The organism is Pantoea phytostimulans (assembly GCF_046118715.1).
In the GTDB taxonomy this organism is placed as follows: Bacteria; Pseudomonadota; Gammaproteobacteria; order Enterobacterales; family Enterobacteriaceae; genus Pantoea; species Pantoea phytostimulans.
Map to the genome: position 1 here is coordinate 2,202,021 of NZ_CP173698.1, position 19,273 is coordinate 2,221,293.

The window sequence follows — 19,273 nt, forward strand, 5'->3', positions numbered from 1 at the left end:
TCGGACTCCCGGCATTATCCATCATTAAACGCTGAACATAGACTATGACAATTACACCAATGTAGATCGATGCGCCAATACATTCTGCTGATAGTTAGTTTAGCCGAAATACACTACATCAACCTGACTTTGTCATTACCTACTGTACATCGCATGAAAAAGCGCCGGAACAACCGTTCTGACGCTTGCTGCGATGCATTGTTTTATTTCATTACAAACGGCTGGAAACCCATGCTTCAACGCCTGCCAACGCACCATTCAGTGCTGCGGCATCAGTACCACCAGCTTGCGCCATATCGGGTCGACCGCCACCTTTACCACCTACCTGCTGCGCTAACTCTGCGACAAGTTCGCCAGCCTTTACACGATCGGTTAAGTCTTTGGTAACACCGGCAATAAGAGATACTTTCCCTTCGACTACTGTAGCCAACACAATCACCGCTGACCCCAGTTGATTCTTCAGGTCATCAACCATTGTGCGCAGCATTTTTGGCTCTACGTTGCTGAGTTCACTTACTAATAGCTTCGTCCCTTTAACGCTTATCGCATTGCTGCTCAGTGAAGCACTTTCCTGAGCCGCCTGCTGATCGCGTAATTGCTGCAACTCTTTTTCCAGTGCGCGGACATGATCAACCAAACCGCGGACTTTTTCATTCAGGTTGCTGCTATTCGCTTTTACCAGCTGTGCAATGTCATGCAACTGGGTACTTTGAGCATTGACCTGAGCCAATGCGCCCTCGCCCGTTATCGCCTCAATACGACGAATACCTGCAGCTGTTCCGGATTCAGCCTGAATACGGAACAAGCCGATATCTCCGGTGCGTGCTGCGTGCGTGCCACCACAAAGCTCAACAGAGAAATCACCCATCGTCAGTACACGAACGCGCTGGTCATACTTCTCACCAAAAAGCGCCATTGCGCCTTTAGTTTTCGCAGCATCAAGATCCATGACTTCAGTTTCGACTGGCAGGTTACGTCGAATCTGGGTGTTTACGATATCTTCTACCTGACGAATTTCATCCGGTTTCATCGCTTCAAAATGTGAAAAATCGAAACGAAGATATTTGTCATTTACCAGCGAACCTTTCTGAGCAACATGGTCGCCCAATACCTGACGTAGTGCTGCATGTAACAGGTGCGTCGCTGAGTGATTCAGACGAATTCGCGCACGGCGCGCTGCATCCACTTCGGCATGAAGACGATCGCCTACGCGTAACTGACCTGAAGCCAGCTTACCGATATGACCAATAGCCTGACCATACTTTTGTGTATCGTGAACATTAAATTCAGCATTATTCCCTGTCAGCTTTCCGGTATCACCTACCTGGCCGCCAGACTCACCATAGAAAGGTGTTTCGTCCAAAACCACAACGGCATCTTGCCCAGCGCTAACTTCTTCAACCGCTTCGCCAGCGACATAAAGCGCTTTGACAGTCGCGGCTAAGTCGAGATGGTCGTAACCCTTAAAAGAGGACGCTGCGTCAATACGAATCACATTACTGTAATCTGAGCCAAACCCGCTCGCTTCACGAGCGCGTTGGCGCTGCTGTTCCATCGCCTTTTCGAAGCCGGCTTCATCAATTTTCAGATTGCGTTCACGGCAGACGTCAGCGGTAAGATCAGCCGGAAAGCCAAAGGTGTCATACAGGCGGAAAACTGTTTCACCATCAAGCGTATCACCTTGCAGTTTTGCCAACTCTTCATCCAACAGCGTTAATCCACGCTCAAGCGTCTTAGCAAACTGCTCTTCTTCGCTTTTAAGAATGTTTTCAACCTGTGTCTGCTGACGAGCCAGCTCTTCCCCCGCCGTGCCCATCACTTCAATCAATGGTGCGACAAGCTGGTAGAAGAATGCATCTTTGGCACCCAGCATGTTTCCATGACGTACGGCACGACGAATGATACGGCGCAATACATAGCCACGGTTTTCATTAGACGGGATGACGCCATCGGCGATCAGGAAAGCACAAGAACGGATATGGTCAGCAATTACACGCAAAGATTTATTATTAAGATCGGTTGCGCCGGTGACTTTTGCTACTGCTTGAATCAATTTCTGGAACAGATCGATTTCATAGTTGGAATTAACATGCTGAAGAACCGCCGAGATGCGCTCCAGCCCCATACCCGTATCAACGGAGGGTTTCGGCAGCGGCAGCATAGTGCCGTCAGCCTGCCGATTGAATTGCATAAAGACGATGTTCCAGATTTCAATGTAGCGATCGCCATCTTCTTCGGCACTTCCTGGCGGCCCGCCCCAAATATGATCACCGTGATCATAAAAAATCTCGCTGCATGGGCCGCAAGGACCGGTATCACCCATTTGCCAGAAGTTATCTGATGCGTAAGCGCTACCTTTATTATCGCCAATACGGATTATACGCTCATGAGGAACGCCGATATCATTGGCCCAAATACTGTAAGCCTCATCATCGGTCTCATAAATGGTTACCCATAAACGCTCTTTCGGCAGTTTGAACCACTGCTCGCTCGTTAACAGTTCCCAGGCAAACGCAATCGCTTCTTTTTTGAAATAGTCACCAAAACTAAAGTTACCCAGCATCTCAAAGAAGGTGTGATGGCGCGCAGTGTAGCCCACGTTTTCAAGGTCATTATGTTTACCACCCGCACGCACGCAGCGCTGCGACGTCGTTGCACGTGAATAATCACGTTTATCCTGACCGAGGAAAACATCTTTAAACTGGTTCATCCCAGCGTTCGTGAACAGCAACGTTGGGTCGTTATTCGGTACGAGGGAGCTGCTGTCTACAACCTGATGTCCCTTGCTATTAAAAAAGTCGAGAAACGCTTGACGGATCTCAGCAGTGCTCTTGCTCATAAATATCCTGAATCACGCTAACGAACGTTCCGCCTCTTCAGGCAAGCCGTAACCGTACGGCTTACATGTTCAGAGGAACAAAAAAGTGGGAATAAGATAAATTTTCTTCAGTGGGAAGTAAAATTACATCGGCTTTTAGCCATCAATATTTCTAAAAATGGATTGAATATCTTCTGATAAAAAGCCTTTCGACTGTAGAAAGCGCTGCACTTTCGCCTTCTCTTTCCATTCTTTCGGTAAGGGGAGGCCAAATTTACGCTCAGCCAGTTGCGCAGCACACTCAGCCCAATCGATATTTGTTTCCTCCATTGCTATATCAATGGCATCACGACCGATTCCTTTTTGCGTCAACTCCATGCGTATGCGTTGCGGGCCATAACCTTTGCGACTACGACTTTGTATAAAGCGCTCAGTAAAGCGCTCATCATTTAGCCAGCCATTCTCTTGACACCAATCCAGCACCTTCTCCATTTGCTCTTCAGTGATGGTTTCGGGCGTTTTTTGCTGCATGTAGGCTGTTCGCTGTACTGACTGCTGCAGCTTGCGTTTTAGCTCTTCACGGCTGTGATCGCGCATGCCAAGTACGCGCATCGCACGATCGAGGAGACGAGGAAAAGAGATGATTTGTGGTTGAGGTTGTTCAGACATACTGCTCACCTTATACAAACGGAGTGAAATTATGGCGGCAGAGCAAAGCAGATGGAAGATAAAGAAAAGAAAGGCAGGAAAAACAAACGGGAGTGAATTTCTTCACTCCCGTAAACGCATTAGAAATCTTCGTTAGCTTCGCTCGCAACGTTTTCAGCGTCATCAACAGACTCAGTTGCTGGCGCAGATTCACCGCTATTATTAAGCAGCATATCACGCAGTTTCTGATCGATTTCGTTTGCGATTGCTGGATTCTCTTTCAAGAAGTTACCCGCATTCGCTTTACCTTGACCAATCTTATCGCCGTTATAACTATACCACGCACCCGCTTTTTCAATCAGCTTGTGCTTCACGCCCAAATCGACCAGTTCACCAAAGATGTTAATGCCTTCGCCATACATGATCTGGAATTCGGCCTGTTTAAATGGCGCAGCGATTTTGTTTTTAACCACTTTAACGCGCGTCTCACTACCGACGACGTTGTCGCCATCTTTAATCGCACCAATACGGCGGATGTCCAGACGAACAGAAGCATAAAATTTCAGTGCGTTACCACCGGTAGTGGTTTCCGGGTTACCGAACATCACACCAATTTTCATACGGATCTGGTTGATGAAAATCAGCAGAGTGTTGGACTGCTTAAGGTTACCAGCAAGCTTACGCATCGCCTGGCTCATCATACGTGCTGCAAGGCCCATATGTGAGTCACCGATTTCACCTTCGATTTCCGCTTTTGGTGTCAGTGCAGCAACGGAGTCAACAATGATAACGTCAACAGCACCTGAACGTGCTAACGCATCACAGATCTCTAATGCTTGCTCACCTGTATCTGGCTGAGAACACAGCAGATTATCAATATCGACACCAAGCTTTTTAGCGTAAACCGGATCCAGTGCATGCTCTGCATCGATAAAGGCACAGGTTTTACCTTTACGCTGTGCTGAGGCAATAACCTGCAATGTCAGCGTCGTTTTACCTGATGACTCTGGTCCGTAGATTTCCACCATACGTCCCATCGGTAAACCGCCTGCGCCCAATGCGATATCCAGAGAAAGCGAACCGGTAGAGATGGTTTCCACGTCCATTGAGCGGTCTTCACCCAGGCGCATGATAGTGCCTTTACCAAATTGCTTCTCAATCTGGCCCAGCGCGGCAGCTAAAGCCTTCTGTTTGTTTTCGTCAATTGCCATTTCTACTCCTAATCATGCCGGGTAAACACGCACTCTGGGTGCCTGCTCTCTTTCTGTTGCCGATAATTATACTGTATAGTCATACAGTATCAAGTTTAATTTACCAGAAATTCGCTATACAACGTTTGCAGTGCCCAAGCCACTGATTGGCGTCTTACGGCTTCACGATCGCCAGAGAAATGCTGACAAAAAGCCTTCACTTTTCCTTGCGGCGCCGCAAAACCAAACCAGACAGTACCGACCGGTTTTTCATCACTGCCGCCGTCCGGGCCAGCAATACCGCTAACCGAAACCGCAAACTCCGCCTGTGCTTCACGTTGCGCGCCCAAAGCCATTTCAGTCACTACAGCTTCACTTACCGCCCCATGCTGCGCCAATGAATCTGCCTTAACGCCAACAAGTTGCTGTTTCGCATCATTACTGTAGGTAACAAACCCACGCTCAAACCACGCTGAACTACCGCTGATGTCTGTTAATACTTTGGCAATCCACCCTCCAGTGCATGATTCCGCACAGGTTACTGTTGCTCCAATTTGCTTTAATCGTTCCCCAACTTGCGTACTCAGTATTAGCAGTTGTTGATCATTCATCGCTTATCTCCGTTTAGCTGTTAGCAAAATGGTGGAATGCACCCTTTTTTTCAAGCGCAGCGGCTCAAGGAATAATCAATTTGCGCACTGCTCCCCATAATGTTTAACGTATTTTCATCGCTACGATAAAAAGTCGTGGAAAGGCCAGCAAAACTTGACCATCAGCGCGCTTAGGATAAGCCCGGCTCAATTGCTCATGATAATCTTTAAGAAACGCGTCCCGCTGAGTCTCATTAAGCGGTTGCAGAAAGGGGCGCAATCCCGTCGCTTGTAACCATGTGATAATAGCTTGAGCATCCGACATAACGTGATAATAAGTAGTGCGCCAAATGTTGACCTCACATCCTGCCTTGGTCAGCAAATCATAATAATCATCGCTGGTAAGCAACTGCTTACGCTCTGCAGCGTGCGCACTCATTAAGGAATTCCAGGGCGCTTTTTCGGCAACTTTTCGCATCATCTGATGCGAAGGTTCATTAAGATTGTCTGGCATCTGAATCGCCAAAGTACCACCAGCGGCAAGCTGTTTAACCAAATGCGGTAATAAGGTTGAGTGTTCGCTTAACCATTGCAGTGATGCATTAGCATAGATAACGTTCTGCGGCACATCAGGCTGCCAGGTCTCAATATCAGCATTGAAAAACTCACATTGCGGTAAACGTATGCGCGCTTGAGCGAGCATCGCCTCAGAAGTATCGATGCCCGTAACCAAAGCCAAAGGCCAAGAATCGACAAGTAGTTCAGTGCTGTTTCCGGGGCCGCAACCTAAATCGGTAACCTGTGAGACCTCATCTGCGTTGATTTGTGCCAGTAACTCTCTGGCAGGACGGGTTCTTTCTACTTCAAACTTGCGATATAGCTCTGGGTTCCAATCGTGCACGGCTCACCTCTCTCTTATCAGCTGATGCGCGCAAAAACGAGATGCTTAAAAAATGAAAAGTGCGATACATACTCCATTTTTGCATTGAGCGCTGGCAGGAAATTTTTTACTTCATTAAATTAAAACATCGTTTCATTTATATCCCTGATTCAGGAGTAGATCGTGACTACACCTTCAGAATTTGCTGGCGTCTGGTGCCCTTCCGTAACCCCTTTTGATGAAAAAGGCGCTGTAGACATTGAGGCGTTAGGCCGCCATTTTTCACGCCTGAATGCCTCAGGAATCGATACTCTATTACTGATGGGAAGTATTGGAGAATTTGCCTCATTAACACAGCAAGAAAGGCTTTTTTTGATTCGTGAAGCTCGCCAACTTTCTCCGCTAAAAATGGTGGCTAATGTCTCCAGCACTTGCATGGCCGATATTGTTGAGTTGGCTGATGCAGCCTGGAAAAGCGGATTTGATGCGGTAATGGTCTTACCGCCCTACTATTATGGGCAGACGCAGAATCAGCTATTGCACTACTTTGAAGCGCTTGATCAGCAGTTAGGGGGAAAATGGTTTGCTTATAACTTCCCTGCCCGCACAGGCTGCGATCTTACACCAGCATTGATCAGCGAGCTGGCATCAAAGTTACCCAATTTTGTAGGTATAAAGGATACAGTGGACTGTTTGTCGCACAACCGAGCCTTGATAGAGGAAACAAAAAAGGTGCGCGGCGATTTTGCTGTGCTTTCTGGCTATGACGAATATTTGTTACCGAATCTACTGGCGGGGGGTTCCGGCGTCATTTCTGGATTAAATAACATAGTGCCAGAACTTTTTGCCAGCGCTAAACAGGCTTGGCGTAGCGGTGATCTTACCGAACTGGTACGTATCCAACAACGTATTGGCAAACTCATGGCGATTTATACGGTTGGGGATGATTTTGTGACAACCATTAAAACAGCGGTTTCACGCCGTTTCGATTCGATGACAAGTCACTCACGTAACTATGGTGGTGCGCTGAGTATTGAGCAATGCGCTGCGATTGATCGTCTGTTTGAATGACTATCTGAACGGGCGCATAACTGCGCCCACTCAATTTAGTTCTTTTTAACAAACTCTGATTTCAGTTTCATTGGTCCGAACCCGTCGATTTTACAATCGATGTTATGGTCGCCTTCAACCAACCGAATTCCTTTCACTTTGGTGCCGATTTTAAGCGGCGCTGAGCTGCCTTTTACTTTTAAATCCTTGATCACAGTAACGCTATCACCATCAGCAAGAAGATTTCCGTTGGCATCTCGCACCACTAATTCATCATGACTGCTTTGGTCTTCAGTTTGACTCCAAACGTGTCCGCACGAAGGGCAGTTGAGATTATTACCGTCCTGCCAAGTGTAATCGGCGTGACAAAGGGGGCAAGCGGGTAAAGACATAACAACTCCTGAAAACATTTAGGCAATAAAGATGAAATTAATGGCGCGCCATCATATAACCTTACGGTTACTAAGGACAGCCTTTACAACATCGAACCCTGCCGTGCTTTACTTACCGCTTCACCTAATTGCCATACTGCCATTGCATAATGTGTGCTGTGGTTATAACGCGTGATGACGTAAAAATTAGGCAAACCATACCAATATTGATAGCTTGTCCCTAAGTCAAGTCGCAGCAAGCTAACTTGATTATTGCCATTCAGCGATCCTTGTGGGGAAAGGCCGGATGCGGCAAGCATGCTCACGCTGTAACTGGTTTTGAAACCGTCCTGAAGTAGAGGTGCCTGACCACTTGCCGGAACAGCAATGTTTTCGCCACTCCGCCAGCCATGCTGCTGGAAGTAATGCGCCACGCTACCAATCGCATCAACCGGATCCCAGAGATTGGCATGCCCATCGCTATTAAAATCAACCGCATATTGCTTATAAGATGATGGCATGAACTGACCATATCCCATTGCACCGGCAAAAGATCCGCGTAAATCCAATGGATCATCTTGTTCATTACGCGCCATTAGTAAAAAGGTCTCAAGCTCGCTGCTGAAGTAAGCTGCTCGACGCGGATAATTAAATGACAGCGTTGCTAAGGCATCCAAAATGCGCGTTTTTCCCATCACTCGGCCCCAGCGTGTCTCTACGCCAATAATACCGACAATGATCTCTGGGGGCACACCATAAACCTGCTGCGCCCGCTGTAACGCTTCTTGATATTGATCCCAAAACGCGACGCCATTTTGAACGTTATCCGGCGTTATGAATTTATTCCGATAACGAATCCATGCGCCGTTTGGTCCACTCGGTGGCGTATAGGAAGGGGCTTGACGATCCATAAGGCGCAAAACATAGTCCAGTCGCTTAGCCTGACCAATTACCGCATGAAGCTGTTGGCGGTCAAATCCATGTTTATCCACCATTTGGTTGATGAACTGCTCTGCTGCAGGATTGCCGGCAAAGTCACCAAACATGGGTTGAACCGCATGGGAAGGCTCAAGTAAAAATCCGCCTTTAGGCGCTTTTTCAACGGCCATTTCCTGGGGTGTTTGAGGCTTACTGCTACAGGCAGCAAGCAGAGCGATAAGCGGTAGATAAGCAACCTTAAAACGCATTCGACATCCATAAGCAGACTCAAAACGAACCGTCATGGTAATCGTTAGAACCAGCGACATACAGGCCAAATCGCTAAAAAAAGCGGATTTTCTATCATCTTTACGTATCACATGACGCTTTTGTGAGACATCTCGGCACGTTGTATATCTGTATCAAAAAAGCGTTTTCCCACGTAACGCCCTTTGTTAAGTTCTTCGCTGAAAAGGGATGTCAGATGAAGCGCTGGCGTGAATAGTGGTAACATTCACAATTTGCACTCGACCAACCGGTTGTTGCACACATCCCCATAGAAACACTTTTTCAAGCGTGGCGGGAAAGAGGAAGAGGCAACTTTGAGTAAAAATGAGATGAAAGGAGCAGAGCAAATGGACTTCAGCACCCATACGCCAATGATGCAGCAATATCTACGCCTCAAGGCTGAGCATCCCGACATCCTGCTGTTTTATCGCATGGGCGATTTCTATGAGCTGTTTTTCGACGATGCAAAACGCGCTTCGCAACTGCTGGAAATCTCATTAACCAAACGTGGCGCTTCAGCAGGTGAACCCATTCCTATGGCTGGCGTGCCCTACCATGCCGTAGAAAACTATCTTGCAAAATTGGTGCAATTGGGTGAATCAGTCGCGATTTGTGAGCAGATTGGCGATCCCGCTTTAAGTAAAGGACCCGTTGAACGCAAAGTAGTCCGTATTGTGACGCCGGGTACGATCAGTGACGAAGCGCTATTACAGGAACGTCACGATAATTTGTTGGCCGCTATTGTGCAGAGCGCGCAAGGCTATGGCTTCGCTACGCTGGACATCAGTTCAGGTCGTTTTCACCTGAGCGAACCCGCTGACCAGGAAACGATGGCTGCGGAGTTACAACGCACAAATCCGGCTGAACTGCTCTACCCTGAAGATTTCCAGGCAATGTCTTTGATTGAGCAACGTCGTGGCTTGCGTCGTCGCCCATTATGGGAATTTGAAATTGATACCGCCCGTCAGCAGCTCAATATGCAATTCGGTACGCGCGATCTCAGCGGTTTCGGTGTTGAGCAGGCCCATTTAGGTTTACGCGCTGCCGGATGCTTGTTGCAGTATGTCAAAGATACACAGCGTACCACCCTGCCCCATATTCGTTCGCTTAGCATGGAACGACAACAAGATAGCGTCATCATGGATGCTGCTACGCGTCGCAATTTAGAAATTACGCAGAATCTAGCGGGTGGCACAGAAAACACCTTGGCTGCGGTGTTAGACAAAACCGTTACGCCAATGGGTAGCCGCATGCTAAAGCGCTGGCTACATATGCCACTACGCGATGCTCGGATTATTAATCAACGTCAGGAATCTATCGCTGAATTGCAGGATCTCTGTGAATCCCTGCAGCCTGTATTACGTCAGGTTGGCGATCTGGAGCGTATTTTAGCCCGTCTGGCTTTGCGCACAGCACGCCCACGCGACTTGGCACGTATGCGCCATGCATTTCAACAACTGCCTGAACTTAACGTTCTGTTAGGTAGCGTAGAAACTACGCAGTTAAACACGCTACGTGAGCAAATGGGTGAATTTACCGCGCTACGAGAATTGCTCGAGCAAGCGGTCATTGAATCACCACCGGTGTTGATTAGAGACGGTGGCGTCATAGCACCTGGTTATAACGCTGAGCTCGACGAGTGGCGAGCACTGGCTGATGGCGCTACCGACTATCTCGACAAGCTAGAGATTCGTGAGCGAGAAAAGCTTGGGCTGGACACATTGAAAGTAGGATTCAATGCCGTTCACGGTTATTACATTCAGGTCAGTCGCGGGCAAAGCCACCAAGTGCCAATGCACTACGTACGCCGCCAAACGCTCAAAAATGCTGAGCGCTACATTATTCCCGAACTGAAAGAGTACGAAGACAAAGTCCTCACGTCAAAAGGCAAAGCGCTGGCACTGGAAAAAGGGCTATATGAAGCTTTGTTTGACCAGTTACTGCCCCACCTTGAAGCGCTGCAGCTCAGTGCTTCCGCATTAGCCGAACTGGATGTGCTCAGTAATCTGGCCGAACGCGCCTGGACGCTGAATTACTGTCGCCCAACGTTACAAGATAAGCCGGGAATTAAAATTACAGGCGGACGACATCCAGTAGTTGAGCAGGTGCTGAAAGAACCTTTTATCGCTAACCCACTCTCTTTAGCACCGCAGCGCCGTATGTTGATCATTACCGGACCCAATATGGGCGGTAAAAGTACCTATATGCGCCAGGCTGCACTTATTGCGTTGATGGCCTGGATTGGTAGCTTCGTACCCGCTGAAGAGACTGTAATCGGTCCGTTAGATCGTATTTTTACGCGCGTAGGTGCAGCAGATGATCTCGCCTCGGGCCGATCAACCTTCATGGTGGAAATGACCGAAACGGCTAATATTTTGCACAATGCCACCGAACACAGTTTGGTTCTGATGGATGAAATCGGGCGAGGTACTTCAACCTATGATGGCTTATCACTTGCATGGGCTTGTGCCGAAAATCTGGCAAACAGAATCAAAGCTATGACGCTGTTTGCAACCCATTATTTCGAGCTAACAACGTTGCCAGAAAAAATGGAAGGCGTCGTCAATGTGCACCTTGATGCAGTGGAACACGGCGATACGATTGCATTTATGCACAGTGTTCAGGAAGGCGCGGCAAGCAAGAGTTACGGCCTTGCTGTGGCTGCGCTGGCAGGCGTTCCTAAAGAAGTGATTAAACGTGCAAGAAACAAACTAAAAGAGTTAGAAACGACGTCGACACTAACGGCATCATCAACAGTTGATGGCTCTCAGCTCCCATTATTAGTTGAGGAAACCTCCCCAGCGGTAGAAGCACTTGAAGCACTTGATCCTGATACGCTGACACCGCGTCAGGCACTTGACTGGATATATCGCCTGAAATCGTTGGTTTAATTTTTCCCGCACACGAGCATTATCGTGTGCGGGTACTTGTTATTCTGGGTTCTTTCTCTGGTGGATTTACTGCTTTTCTCAAATTCTGTCGTGACACTATTTACACGCACTAAACGACGCTTTATCCACCATCAACGACTCAATTTTGCCCAATGATGTGTCTGCTTCCGAACTGCGGGGATATAAAACCGCGCTGACTATTTATTCAGGTAAAGCAAAACGATGTGCGGGATTTTTAACTTCATTTGCTCGGCACGCCAGTAACGCTGACTACGTTCCGTTTCAATGTTTTTTGGCGAAATCGCATGGGCGGTAATACCGAACGGCCCAAGTTCAGTAGCCATTTCACGTATGAAAAAAATCATCCCCGCCTTATTGGTGTAATAAGCCGTATGTTCGCTCAAAGCAATCATGCTCGCCTGAGGGACAATGTAACGATTCTACCGAAACCGCATGCTTTCAGCTTATTGACGCAACGCTGTACAAGGAAAAAAACAGGTAGGTTTTATGCTGCCATGTGAAATATGAGCATAAAAAAAGCGGTGATTAACATCACCGCTTTTCGCATTAAAACAGTACTAATTATTCATGAAACCGTTATTCACGAAAAAGTGCTTCAATGTTGAGGCCCTGCGCCTGCAGGATTTCACGCAGACGGCGTAAACCTTCAACCTGAATCTGACGTACACGCTCACGGGTTAAGCCGATCTCACGGCCTACATCCTCAAGCGTTGCCGCTTCATAGCCCAACAGGCCGAAACGACGCGCCAACACTTCACGCTGCTTGGCGTTCAGTTCGAACAACCATTTGACGATGCTTTGCTTCATATCGTCATCTTGCGTGGTATCTTCTGGACCATTGTCTTTTTCATCGGCCAGAATGTCCAGCAGCGCTTTTTCAGAATCTCCGCCCAGTGGCGTATCAACTGATGTAATGCGTTCATTGAGACGCAACATACGGCTTACGTCATCAACAGGTTTATCCAGTTGCTCCGCAATTTCTTCCGCACTTGGCTCATGATCAAGCTTGTGGGAAAGTTCACGCGCGGTGCGCAGGTAAACATTCAGTTCTTTAACAATGTGAATCGGCAGACGAATCGTACGGGTTTGGTTCATGATTGCCCGTTCAATGGTCTGACGAATCCACCAGGTGGCGTATGTTGAGAAACGGAACCCACGTTCTGGGTCAAACTTCTCTACGGCACGAATCAGGCCAAGATTACCCTCTTCAATCAGGTCCAGCAAAGCCAGTCCACGATTGCTATAACGGCGGGCAATCTTTACCACCAGGCGCAAGTTACTTTCGATCATGCGGCGACGAGAAGCAATGTCACCTCGTAATGCACGGCGGGCGAAGAAAACTTCCTCCTCAGCCGTTAACAAAGGAGAATAGCCAATCTCCCCGAGATAGAGCTGCGTCGCATCTAAAACGCGCTGCGTCGCACCTTGTGACAATAACTCTTCTTCCGCTACGTCATTATCACTAGGTTCGTTTTCAACGAGAGCTTTCTCATCAAAAACCTCAGCTCCGTTCTCCTCGAATTCCGCATTCTCATGTAACTCGTTTACTTTCAGCGTATTCTGGCTCATAAGCGGCTCCTACCCGTGATTCCAAGGCAGAACACCATAGGTTCTGCCGGATTATCGCTGCGGTAAATAACGCAACGGGTTTACGGATTTCCCCTTGTAACGAATTTCAAAATGTAATCTTACTGAACTGGTACCGGTGCTACCCATGGTAGCGATCTTTTGCCCCGCCTTAACTTCCTGTTGTTCCCGGACCAGCATTGTATCGTTGTGGGCGTAGGCACTCAGGTAATCATCATTGTGTTTGATGATGATTAAATTACCGTAACCCCGGAGAGCGTTACCTGCGTAAACCACCCTTCCCGATGCGGTGGCGACAACAGATTGTCCGCGCGATCCAGCGATATCGATACCTTTATTGCCACCTTCCGCAGCAGAGAAGTTATCGATAATCTTCCCATCAGTCGGCCAACGCCAGCTTCCCACCGGCGTTGAACTGTTGGTCGTACTACTGACCGTGGGTGGTGCGGTAACGGCAGGAGCTGTTGTCGTTGCAACATTTGCTCCTTTCGATGGCAGAAGTTTACTGCCGCTCGAATTACCCGAATCATCAGAATACGTAATAACAGGTTGCTGTGCAACAGCGGCAGATTTAATTTGTGGCGATGTTGGGACGCCCCCCTGCGTTGCATCGGCGACGGTAATGGCATTGCCACCCGTGATCGGCTGACCAGAGGCATCACCGATCTGCAAAGTCTGCCCTACATTCAGGCCATACGGGGCTGAAACGTTGTTACGTTGGGCTAAATCGCGGAAATCGTTACCGGTAATCCAGGCAATGTAAAACAGTGTATCACCGCGTTTAACGGTGTAAGTTTCACCTGAATAGCTACCTTTCGGAATGTTCTGATAACTGCGGTTGTAAACAATTCGCCCATTTTGCGTCTGTACAGCGTTATCTGCGCTAATCATTCCACTATTGCTTTGTTGGGAAGCTGTATTATTGCTTAACATTCCTCCCTGACTTGGCATTGCGGGTACACCGCCAGAAGGGGTGTTTGTCTGATCAGAAGCCGTGTTCATACCGCCGCCATCACCAATTTGGCTAATGGGTGCTTGTGAGTTATCGCCTGAGCTACAGCCCGCCAGCCAAAAACCTACCAGTGAAAGCGCCGCCAAACGGCGTAATTGAAAAATAGTGCTTCCCGTGCTCATTGATCCCCCGTGATGGCAACCCTGCTGTACCTGTCCTACTCTACTCGCCAGCACAATACTCTGTGCGGCGCGTTAAAATCTGATTTTTCATTGATGAAAAGGGATAGTAACAAGATCAAGTACGTGGTGCTATGAAACAGTTGTGAAGAAATACGTAGCAGAGGCCTTAAGCTAAATCGCCCTGAACTAAAGGAACAAACCGGACCGGTTCAATTATCTCTTCAACAAATTCCTCTCCCTTACGACGCAGGCGTTTCAGCACTTGCTGATCCTCGCCGACCGGGAGCACCATAATGCCGCCATCTGCTAATTGCGCCATCAGCGCAATCGGAATTTCGGGTGGGGCAGCCGTCACTATGATGGCGTCATAGGGGCCACGTGATGGCCAGCCTTGCCAACCATCGCCGTGACGTGTGGAGACGTTGTGCAGATCAAGTTGCTTTAAGCGGCGTTTGGCCTGCCATTGCAGACCTTTAATGCGTTCGACCGAATAAACATGATCGACGAGATGAGCGAGAATTGCAGTTTGATAGCCAGAGCCAGTGCCAATTTCCAGCACGCGAGAGTGCGGCTGTAGCTCAAGCAGCGCAGTCATGCGAGCTACCATGTAAGGCTGAGAAATGGTTTGTCCTGAGCCAATCGGCAGTGCCACGTTATCCCAGGCTTTGTGTTCAAACGCTTCGTCGATGAATCGCTCACGCGGCACATCAGCAATGGCTTTGAGCAGGCATTCATCGTCAATGCCCTGCTGACGAAGTTGTGTCAACAACGTTTCGATGCGCCGGTTCACCATGCCAGATTTACCTCAGCGTTAACCAGCCAGTCAGAAAGAATATCCTGAGCCGCGTGTGCGGTAAGATCAACATGTAATGCAGTGACAGAGACGTAACCTTGATCCACCGCCGCGAAATCCGTATCTGGGCCTGCATCTAATTTTTTCCCCGGCGGTCCAATCCAGTAGAGCGTATTACCCCGCGGATCTTGCTGAGGAATAACTTGATCGGCCGGATGACGACTGCCACAACGCGTCACACGAATACCTTTGATCTGATCAAGCGGTAAATCGGGTACGTTGATATTGAGGATGCGGCCGGTCCGCAGCGGCTCACGCGTTAATGCTTTGAGCAGCGCGCAGGTTACCGCAGCGGCAGTGTCATAATGCTGATGACCATCCAGTGAAACCGCCAATGCTGGCAGTCCCAAATGTCGCCCTTCCATTGCCGCCGCGACAGTGCCGGAATAAATTACATCATCACCGAGATTAGGACCCGCATTAATACCCGAAACTACAATCTCAGGACGCGGTTGCATTAATGCGTTTACGCCAAGAAATACGCAATCCGTTGGCGTTCCCATTTGCACCGCAATATCCCCATTTTCATGGGTAAAGGTGCGCAGCGGCGTTTCCAGCGTCAGGGAGTTTGATGCACCACTGCGATTACGATCGGGTGCGACGACCTGAACGTCGGCAAATTCCCGTAATGCCCTGGCAAGCGTTTGAATGCCCGGCGCATGAATTCCGTCATCGTTGCTGAGGAGTATCCGCATTTCACCCTGACCTTTTTTGATTCAATCTAACCTCGCGGGCAGACAAGCAGAGATGCCTGTCAGCGAAAAAAGCCCATGTGGGGGTCTTTGCATTCTAGCGGCGGGAGAGGGGAAGTGGTAGACGTAAATAGTCCCATAACAGCGCTTTGCCGCAACATTACCCGATGAACGAACAATGTTACGGCAATCACCAAAGACGTTTAGCAGGACTTATGCGGCAAGCTGGCAACATAAAAACACCCAACACAATGCGGTAGGTCGCTCTTACGTTCAGCAATCGGCTAACTTTATTCGTCCAGGTTGGTGTTGTCAGCCGTATTGTTCAACAGCTCGCGTACCACGCTGGTGGCAAAGCTTCCGGCAGGAAGCCAGAACTGCATTTCCAGCGTTACGTCATCCCACCACGCCCAGCGCAGGTCGCGTGGCACCACTAACATTGCGCGACGGCCCGCATCAACGCGTTCACGATCGAGCAGAGAAATCAGCGTCGATGAGTCCGCCAACGCTTGCTGCTCAAAGGCTAACGCTTCTGCTTGCGGACCCGGTTCACCGCGTCCTGGCATTGGCGCGGTAACGCGCAATTCATGCTGATCAACGCGCGCCTGCAATGCTTCAAGTTCGTCTGCCTGGGCGACAAACCAACTGCCGCGCCCGGCTAGCTGCATTGCGTCGCCAGTCAATACATGGCTCAATCCGCCCTGCTGTTGCATGCGGGCGCTAGTGACCTGATTGAACAGCGCACTGCGAGCAGCAGAAAGAATCAGGCTGCGCTTATTACGATCGCGTAAGCGGATTTCATCGCGCGCCCATTGCTGCGCTATCGTCAGGTTATTACCGTTGTGACCAAAGCGCTGTTCGCCAAAATAGTTAGGCACGCCGGCATCGCGGATTAAAGCCAGCCGATGTTCAACCGCTTCGCGCTGGCTGACCTGACGGATCACAAGACGAAATGCATTACCCGCCAGCGCACCAATACGCAGTTTGCGCTTATGGCGCACAACCTGAAGAATTTCAACGCCTTCAAGCTCAAAGCCACGCAAGTCGGGCATGGCATTACCTGGCAGGCGGAAACAGAGCGTTTGTTCGGTAACAGCATGGCGATCTTTCATGCCCGCATAGCTCAGATCGCGCAGATGAATACCAAGATATTTCGCCAGAGCCTCAGCAACAAAGCGGGTATTCGCGCCTGTTTTACGAATACGCACCAGCAGATGCTCACCTTCACCGTCTGGGCTATAACCGAGATCTTCCACCACCACAAAATCTTCTGGGTTGGCTTTAATCACACCGGTTGCGGTTGGCGTGCCGTGTAAATAGTGCAGCGTCATGCGGGCTCCGCTTTCAGCAGCAGCGCCACTGCTTCACACGCGATGCCTTCACCGCGTCCAGTAAAACCCAGTTTTTCAGTGGTGGTGGCTTTTACGTTAACCTGATCCATATGACACCCCAGATCTTCGGCAATATTTACCCGCATCTGCGGCACGTGCGGCAGCATTTTCGGCGCTTGGGCAATGAGAGTGACGTCAACATTGCCTATCTGATAACCCTTGGCCGCAATGCGACGCCAGGCCTCACGTAGCAAACCACGACTGTCAGCGCCTTTGAATGCTGGATCGGTGTCAGGGAATAGCTTACCAATATCACCCATTGCTACCGCGCCTAACAGCGCGTCGGTTAACGCATGCAGCGCCACGTCGCCATCGGAATGGGCAATAAAACCGTGCTCAAACGGAATTCGCACGCCGCCAATCACCAGCGGACCTTCTCCACCAAAAGCGTGAACGTCAAAACCGTGACCGATACGCATCATGCGCTCTCCTTTAATTGAATCTGACTGAGATAAAAAGCTGCCAGCGCCAGATCTTCTGGCCGGGTAACTTTGATGTTATCACTGCGTCCACTGACCAATACCGGATGATAGCCGCAATATTCCAACGCCGAGGCTTCATCAGTAATGTTGGCATTTTCATTCAAAGCCCGCGTCAGGCAAGCGGTCAGCAGCGCGTGAGGAAAGTATTGTGGGGTTAATGCATGCCAGAGGTCTTCGCGTTCCACGGTATGAGCAATGGCTACTTTACCGGGTTCGCCGCGCTTCATGGTGTCGCGCACCGGTGCGGCCAGAATGCCGCCAACACGGCTTTGCTCACGAATTTGCAACAGACGCGAAAGGTCATCCAGGTGCAAACATGGACGCGCCGCATCGTGCACCAGCACCCAACTCGCGCCCTGCGCAGCCTCTAATCCTGCCAGCACCGACTCAGCACGCGTCTCTCCGCCCACCACGCGAATAACGCGTGGATCACTTGCCAGCGGCAGCGAAGCAAAGTGTTGGTCATCCGGGCTTACTGCAATGATGACCTGCTTGATAGCAGGATGCGAAAACAGGCGTGCAATGCTGTGTTCCAGAAGGGTGTGCTGACCAATCGTCAGATACTGCTTAGGACAAGTCGCCTGCATGCGGCTGCCGATACCGGCCGCCGGCACCACGGCAATCACATCCGCAAAAGAGGACACAGTGTTCATGTTTTATCGTTGTTGGTTTTGCGCAGCTTGCGCGTTACGTTTGTTCTGATCAGGAACCAGACGAAAGAAGGTTTCACCGGGTTTAATCATGCCCAACTCATTACGTGCGCGTTCTTCGATCGCTTCGGAGCCACCATTGAGATCGTCAATTTCGGCGAACAGCTGATCGTTACGCGACTTAAGTTTGGCGTTATTCGCCTGTTGAACCGCGACGTCATCATCAACGCGCGTATAATCATGGACACCGTTTTTCCCCAGCCACAATGAGTATTGCAGCCAGCCTAACAGCACCAATAGCAGTAACGTCAGTTTTCCCATCCCGCCCCCTAAAAACGGCCCAATCATCCCATAACTTTGCGCAGGACTCCACAACAGCAACGAAAATGGTCCGCTTTGCTGCATGTGTGTACAAAAGTGACGTCAAAGAAGTGAAATTAGCGGGTAAAGTTTTGTAACCAGCCGATGCGTTTGCACATCAACGTAATCACCAGCCGGAGAGGAAAGTGAACAATAGCCAGAACAGGCAGATAACAGAAATGACGGTAGCAAGTAAGGTCCACAGCAATTGACCCCGTAGCAACATGCTATACACGATCCCCATAATCACCGATACCGGCAGCAGCGCGAGAAAGAATGGCCAAGTATAGAGAAAGAAGAATAGCGTGTTGGAACCGTAGAGCAGGAAAGGGATTGCCAGCGCGCACCAGTAAGAAAGGAAGCCGATAATACCGCCTGGCAGTGACGAGCGAGGCTCATCATCAGGGCGTTCATCTTTGCGAGCCAACATAGGGGTAATATTCTGCATAAAAATCCTGG

General features: G+C 49.4%; 19 protein-coding genes. 2 read left to right on the top strand and 17 right to left on the bottom strand.

Features of this window, described 5'->3' with window-relative positions:
- Positions 1 to 211 precede the first annotated feature (211 nt).
- The 5 genes from alaS to tam all read right to left on the bottom strand — a co-directional run bounded on the left by alaS (position 212) and on the right by tam (position 6,147).
- On the bottom strand, positions 212 to 2,839 hold the full coding sequence (gene alaS / locus ACF2G4_RS10235) for an alanine--tRNA ligase (RefSeq protein ID WP_409074771.1): 2,628 nt from the start codon (positions 2,837 to 2,839) through the stop codon (positions 212 to 214).
- Positions 2,840 to 2,974: 135 nt separating this feature from the next.
- Complete coding sequence (locus ACF2G4_RS10240; protein WP_409074772.1) at positions 2,975 to 3,487, bottom strand: regulatory protein RecX; 513 nt, start codon at positions 3,485 to 3,487, stop codon at positions 2,975 to 2,977.
- 119 nt (positions 3,488 to 3,606) lie between these two features.
- Complete coding sequence (gene recA / locus ACF2G4_RS10245; protein WP_215845776.1) at positions 3,607 to 4,677, bottom strand: recombinase RecA; 1,071 nt, start codon at positions 4,675 to 4,677, stop codon at positions 3,607 to 3,609.
- Positions 4,678 to 4,772: 95 nt separating this feature from the next.
- On the bottom strand, positions 4,773 to 5,267 hold the full coding sequence (pncC, locus tag ACF2G4_RS10250; protein ID WP_243079082.1) for a nicotinamide-nucleotide amidase: 495 nt from the start codon (positions 5,265 to 5,267) through the stop codon (positions 4,773 to 4,775).
- 103 nt (positions 5,268 to 5,370) lie between these two features.
- The gene (tam, locus tag ACF2G4_RS10255; RefSeq protein ID WP_409074773.1) at positions 5,371 to 6,147 is read right to left on the bottom strand and encodes a trans-aconitate 2-methyltransferase; all 777 of its coding nucleotides are present in this window, start codon (positions 6,145 to 6,147) and stop codon (positions 5,371 to 5,373) included.
- A gap of 162 nt (positions 6,148 to 6,309) precedes the next feature.
- Here tam and ACF2G4_RS10260 point away from each other — a divergent pair, with 162 nt between their 5' ends.
- Positions 6,310 to 7,197 carry a dihydrodipicolinate synthase family protein gene (locus ACF2G4_RS10260; RefSeq protein ID WP_409074774.1) on the top strand — a complete coding sequence of 296 codons (888 nt, stop codon included), beginning with the start codon at positions 6,310 to 6,312 and terminating at the stop codon, positions 7,195 to 7,197.
- A gap of 35 nt (positions 7,198 to 7,232) precedes the next feature.
- On the opposite strand, the gene ACF2G4_RS10265 is transcribed toward ACF2G4_RS10260, so the two are convergent.
- On the bottom strand, positions 7,233 to 7,568 hold the full coding sequence (locus ACF2G4_RS10265) for a zinc ribbon domain-containing protein YjdM (RefSeq protein ID WP_409074775.1): 336 nt from the start codon (positions 7,566 to 7,568) through the stop codon (positions 7,233 to 7,235).
- An 83-nt stretch (positions 7,569 to 7,651) separates the two neighbouring features.
- On the bottom strand, positions 7,652 to 8,734 hold the full coding sequence (gene mltB, locus ACF2G4_RS10270; RefSeq protein ID WP_409074776.1) for a lytic murein transglycosylase B: 1,083 nt from the start codon (positions 8,732 to 8,734) through the stop codon (positions 7,652 to 7,654).
- Between the two features lie 366 nt (positions 8,735 to 9,100).
- On the opposite strand from mltB, the gene mutS reads away from it, so the two are divergent.
- Positions 9,101 to 11,644: a DNA mismatch repair protein MutS gene (mutS, locus tag ACF2G4_RS10275; protein WP_409074777.1), complete on the top strand. Its 2,544-nt coding sequence runs from the start codon at positions 9,101 to 9,103 to the stop codon at positions 11,642 to 11,644.
- Positions 11,645 to 11,841: 197 nt separating this feature from the next.
- Here mutS and ACF2G4_RS10280 read toward each other — a convergent pair whose 3' ends face one another.
- The 10 genes from ACF2G4_RS10280 to ACF2G4_RS10325 form a co-directional block, all read right to left on the bottom strand.
- Positions 11,842 to 12,057 carry an SDR family oxidoreductase gene (locus ACF2G4_RS10280; RefSeq protein WP_332625934.1) on the bottom strand — a complete coding sequence of 72 codons (216 nt, stop codon included), beginning with the start codon at positions 12,055 to 12,057 and terminating at the stop codon, positions 11,842 to 11,844.
- Positions 12,058 to 12,241: 184 nt separating this feature from the next.
- On the bottom strand, positions 12,242 to 13,234 hold the full coding sequence (gene rpoS, locus ACF2G4_RS10285; protein ID WP_215845769.1) for an RNA polymerase sigma factor RpoS: 993 nt from the start codon (positions 13,232 to 13,234) through the stop codon (positions 12,242 to 12,244).
- A 51-nt stretch (positions 13,235 to 13,285) separates the two neighbouring features.
- Positions 13,286 to 14,386 carry a murein hydrolase activator NlpD gene (gene nlpD, locus ACF2G4_RS10290; protein WP_409074778.1) on the bottom strand — a complete coding sequence of 367 codons (1,101 nt, stop codon included), beginning with the start codon at positions 14,384 to 14,386 and terminating at the stop codon, positions 13,286 to 13,288.
- A 166-nt stretch (positions 14,387 to 14,552) separates the two neighbouring features.
- A complete protein-coding gene (locus ACF2G4_RS10295; protein WP_215845768.1) occupies positions 14,553 to 15,179 on the bottom strand; it encodes a protein-L-isoaspartate(D-aspartate) O-methyltransferase in 627 nt (208 codons plus the stop codon).
- On the bottom strand, positions 15,173 to 15,934 hold the full coding sequence (gene surE, locus ACF2G4_RS10300) for a 5'/3'-nucleotidase SurE (RefSeq protein ID WP_332625935.1): 762 nt from the start codon (positions 15,932 to 15,934) through the stop codon (positions 15,173 to 15,175). Before surE ends, ACF2G4_RS10295 begins: the two co-directional genes overlap by 7 nt.
- 287 nt (positions 15,935 to 16,221) lie before the next feature.
- A complete protein-coding gene (gene truD / locus ACF2G4_RS10305) occupies positions 16,222 to 17,262 on the bottom strand; it encodes a tRNA pseudouridine(13) synthase TruD (protein WP_409074779.1) in 1,041 nt (346 codons plus the stop codon).
- The gene (gene ispF / locus ACF2G4_RS10310) at positions 17,259 to 17,741 is read right to left on the bottom strand and encodes a 2-C-methyl-D-erythritol 2,4-cyclodiphosphate synthase (RefSeq protein ID WP_279234025.1); all 483 of its coding nucleotides are present in this window, start codon (positions 17,739 to 17,741) and stop codon (positions 17,259 to 17,261) included. Before ispF ends, truD begins: the two co-directional genes overlap by 4 nt.
- A complete protein-coding gene (gene ispD / locus ACF2G4_RS10315) occupies positions 17,741 to 18,457 on the bottom strand; it encodes a 2-C-methyl-D-erythritol 4-phosphate cytidylyltransferase (RefSeq protein ID WP_215845765.1) in 717 nt (238 codons plus the stop codon). Before ispD ends, ispF begins: the two co-directional genes overlap by 1 nt.
- A gap of 3 nt (positions 18,458 to 18,460) precedes the next feature.
- On the bottom strand, positions 18,461 to 18,775 hold the full coding sequence (ftsB, locus tag ACF2G4_RS10320; RefSeq protein ID WP_215845764.1) for a cell division protein FtsB: 315 nt from the start codon (positions 18,773 to 18,775) through the stop codon (positions 18,461 to 18,463).
- Positions 18,776 to 18,941: 166 nt separating this feature from the next.
- Positions 18,942 to 19,262: a DUF3561 family protein gene (locus ACF2G4_RS10325; protein ID WP_215845763.1), complete on the bottom strand. Its 321-nt coding sequence runs from the start codon at positions 19,260 to 19,262 to the stop codon at positions 18,942 to 18,944.
- Positions 19,263 to 19,273 lie beyond the last annotated feature (11 nt).

What these genes read in the sequence shown, in the direction of transcription:
- pncC (WP_243079082.1), bottom strand. Translation starts at nt 5,267, where the DNA reads ATGAATGATCAACAACTGCTAATACTGAGTACGCAAGTTGGGGAACGA.
- ACF2G4_RS10240 (WP_409074772.1), bottom strand. Translation starts at nt 3,487, where the DNA reads ATGTCTGAACAACCTCAACCACAAATCATCTCTTTTCCTCGTCTCCTC.
- rpoS (WP_215845769.1), bottom strand. Translation starts at nt 13,234, where the DNA reads ATGAGCCAGAATACGCTGAAAGTAAACGAGTTACATGAGAATGCGGAA.
- ACF2G4_RS10280 (WP_332625934.1), bottom strand. Translation starts at nt 12,057, where the DNA reads ATGATTGCTTTGAGCGAACATACGGCTTATTACACCAATAAGGCGGGG.
- truD (WP_409074779.1), bottom strand. Translation starts at nt 17,262, where the DNA reads ATGACGCTGCACTATTTACACGGCACGCCAACCGCAACCGGTGTGATT.
- surE (WP_332625935.1), bottom strand. Translation starts at nt 15,934, where the DNA reads ATGCGGATACTCCTCAGCAACGATGACGGAATTCATGCGCCGGGCATT.
- ftsB (WP_215845764.1), bottom strand. Translation starts at nt 18,775, where the DNA reads ATGGGAAAACTGACGTTACTGCTATTGGTGCTGTTAGGCTGGCTGCAA.
- ACF2G4_RS10325 (WP_215845763.1), bottom strand. Translation starts at nt 19,262, where the DNA reads ATGCAGAATATTACCCCTATGTTGGCTCGCAAAGATGAACGCCCTGAT.
- mltB (WP_409074776.1), bottom strand. Translation starts at nt 8,734, where the DNA reads ATGCGTTTTAAGGTTGCTTATCTACCGCTTATCGCTCTGCTTGCTGCC.
- ACF2G4_RS10295 (WP_215845768.1), bottom strand. Translation starts at nt 15,179, where the DNA reads ATGGTGAACCGGCGCATCGAAACGTTGTTGACACAACTTCGTCAGCAG.
- nlpD (WP_409074778.1), bottom strand. Translation starts at nt 14,386, where the DNA reads ATGAGCACGGGAAGCACTATTTTTCAATTACGCCGTTTGGCGGCGCTT.
- alaS (WP_409074771.1), bottom strand. Translation starts at nt 2,839, where the DNA reads ATGAGCAAGAGCACTGCTGAGATCCGTCAAGCGTTTCTCGACTTTTTT.
- ispF (WP_279234025.1), bottom strand. Translation starts at nt 17,741, where the DNA reads ATGCGTATCGGTCACGGTTTTGACGTTCACGCTTTTGGTGGAGAAGGT.
- ispD (WP_215845765.1), bottom strand. Translation starts at nt 18,457, where the DNA reads ATGAACACTGTGTCCTCTTTTGCGGATGTGATTGCCGTGGTGCCGGCG.
- mutS (WP_409074777.1), top strand. Translation starts at nt 9,101, where the DNA reads ATGGACTTCAGCACCCATACGCCAATGATGCAGCAATATCTACGCCTC.
- ACF2G4_RS10265 (WP_409074775.1), bottom strand. Translation starts at nt 7,568, where the DNA reads ATGTCTTTACCCGCTTGCCCCCTTTGTCACGCCGATTACACTTGGCAG.
- recA (WP_215845776.1), bottom strand. Translation starts at nt 4,677, where the DNA reads ATGGCAATTGACGAAAACAAACAGAAGGCTTTAGCTGCCGCGCTGGGC.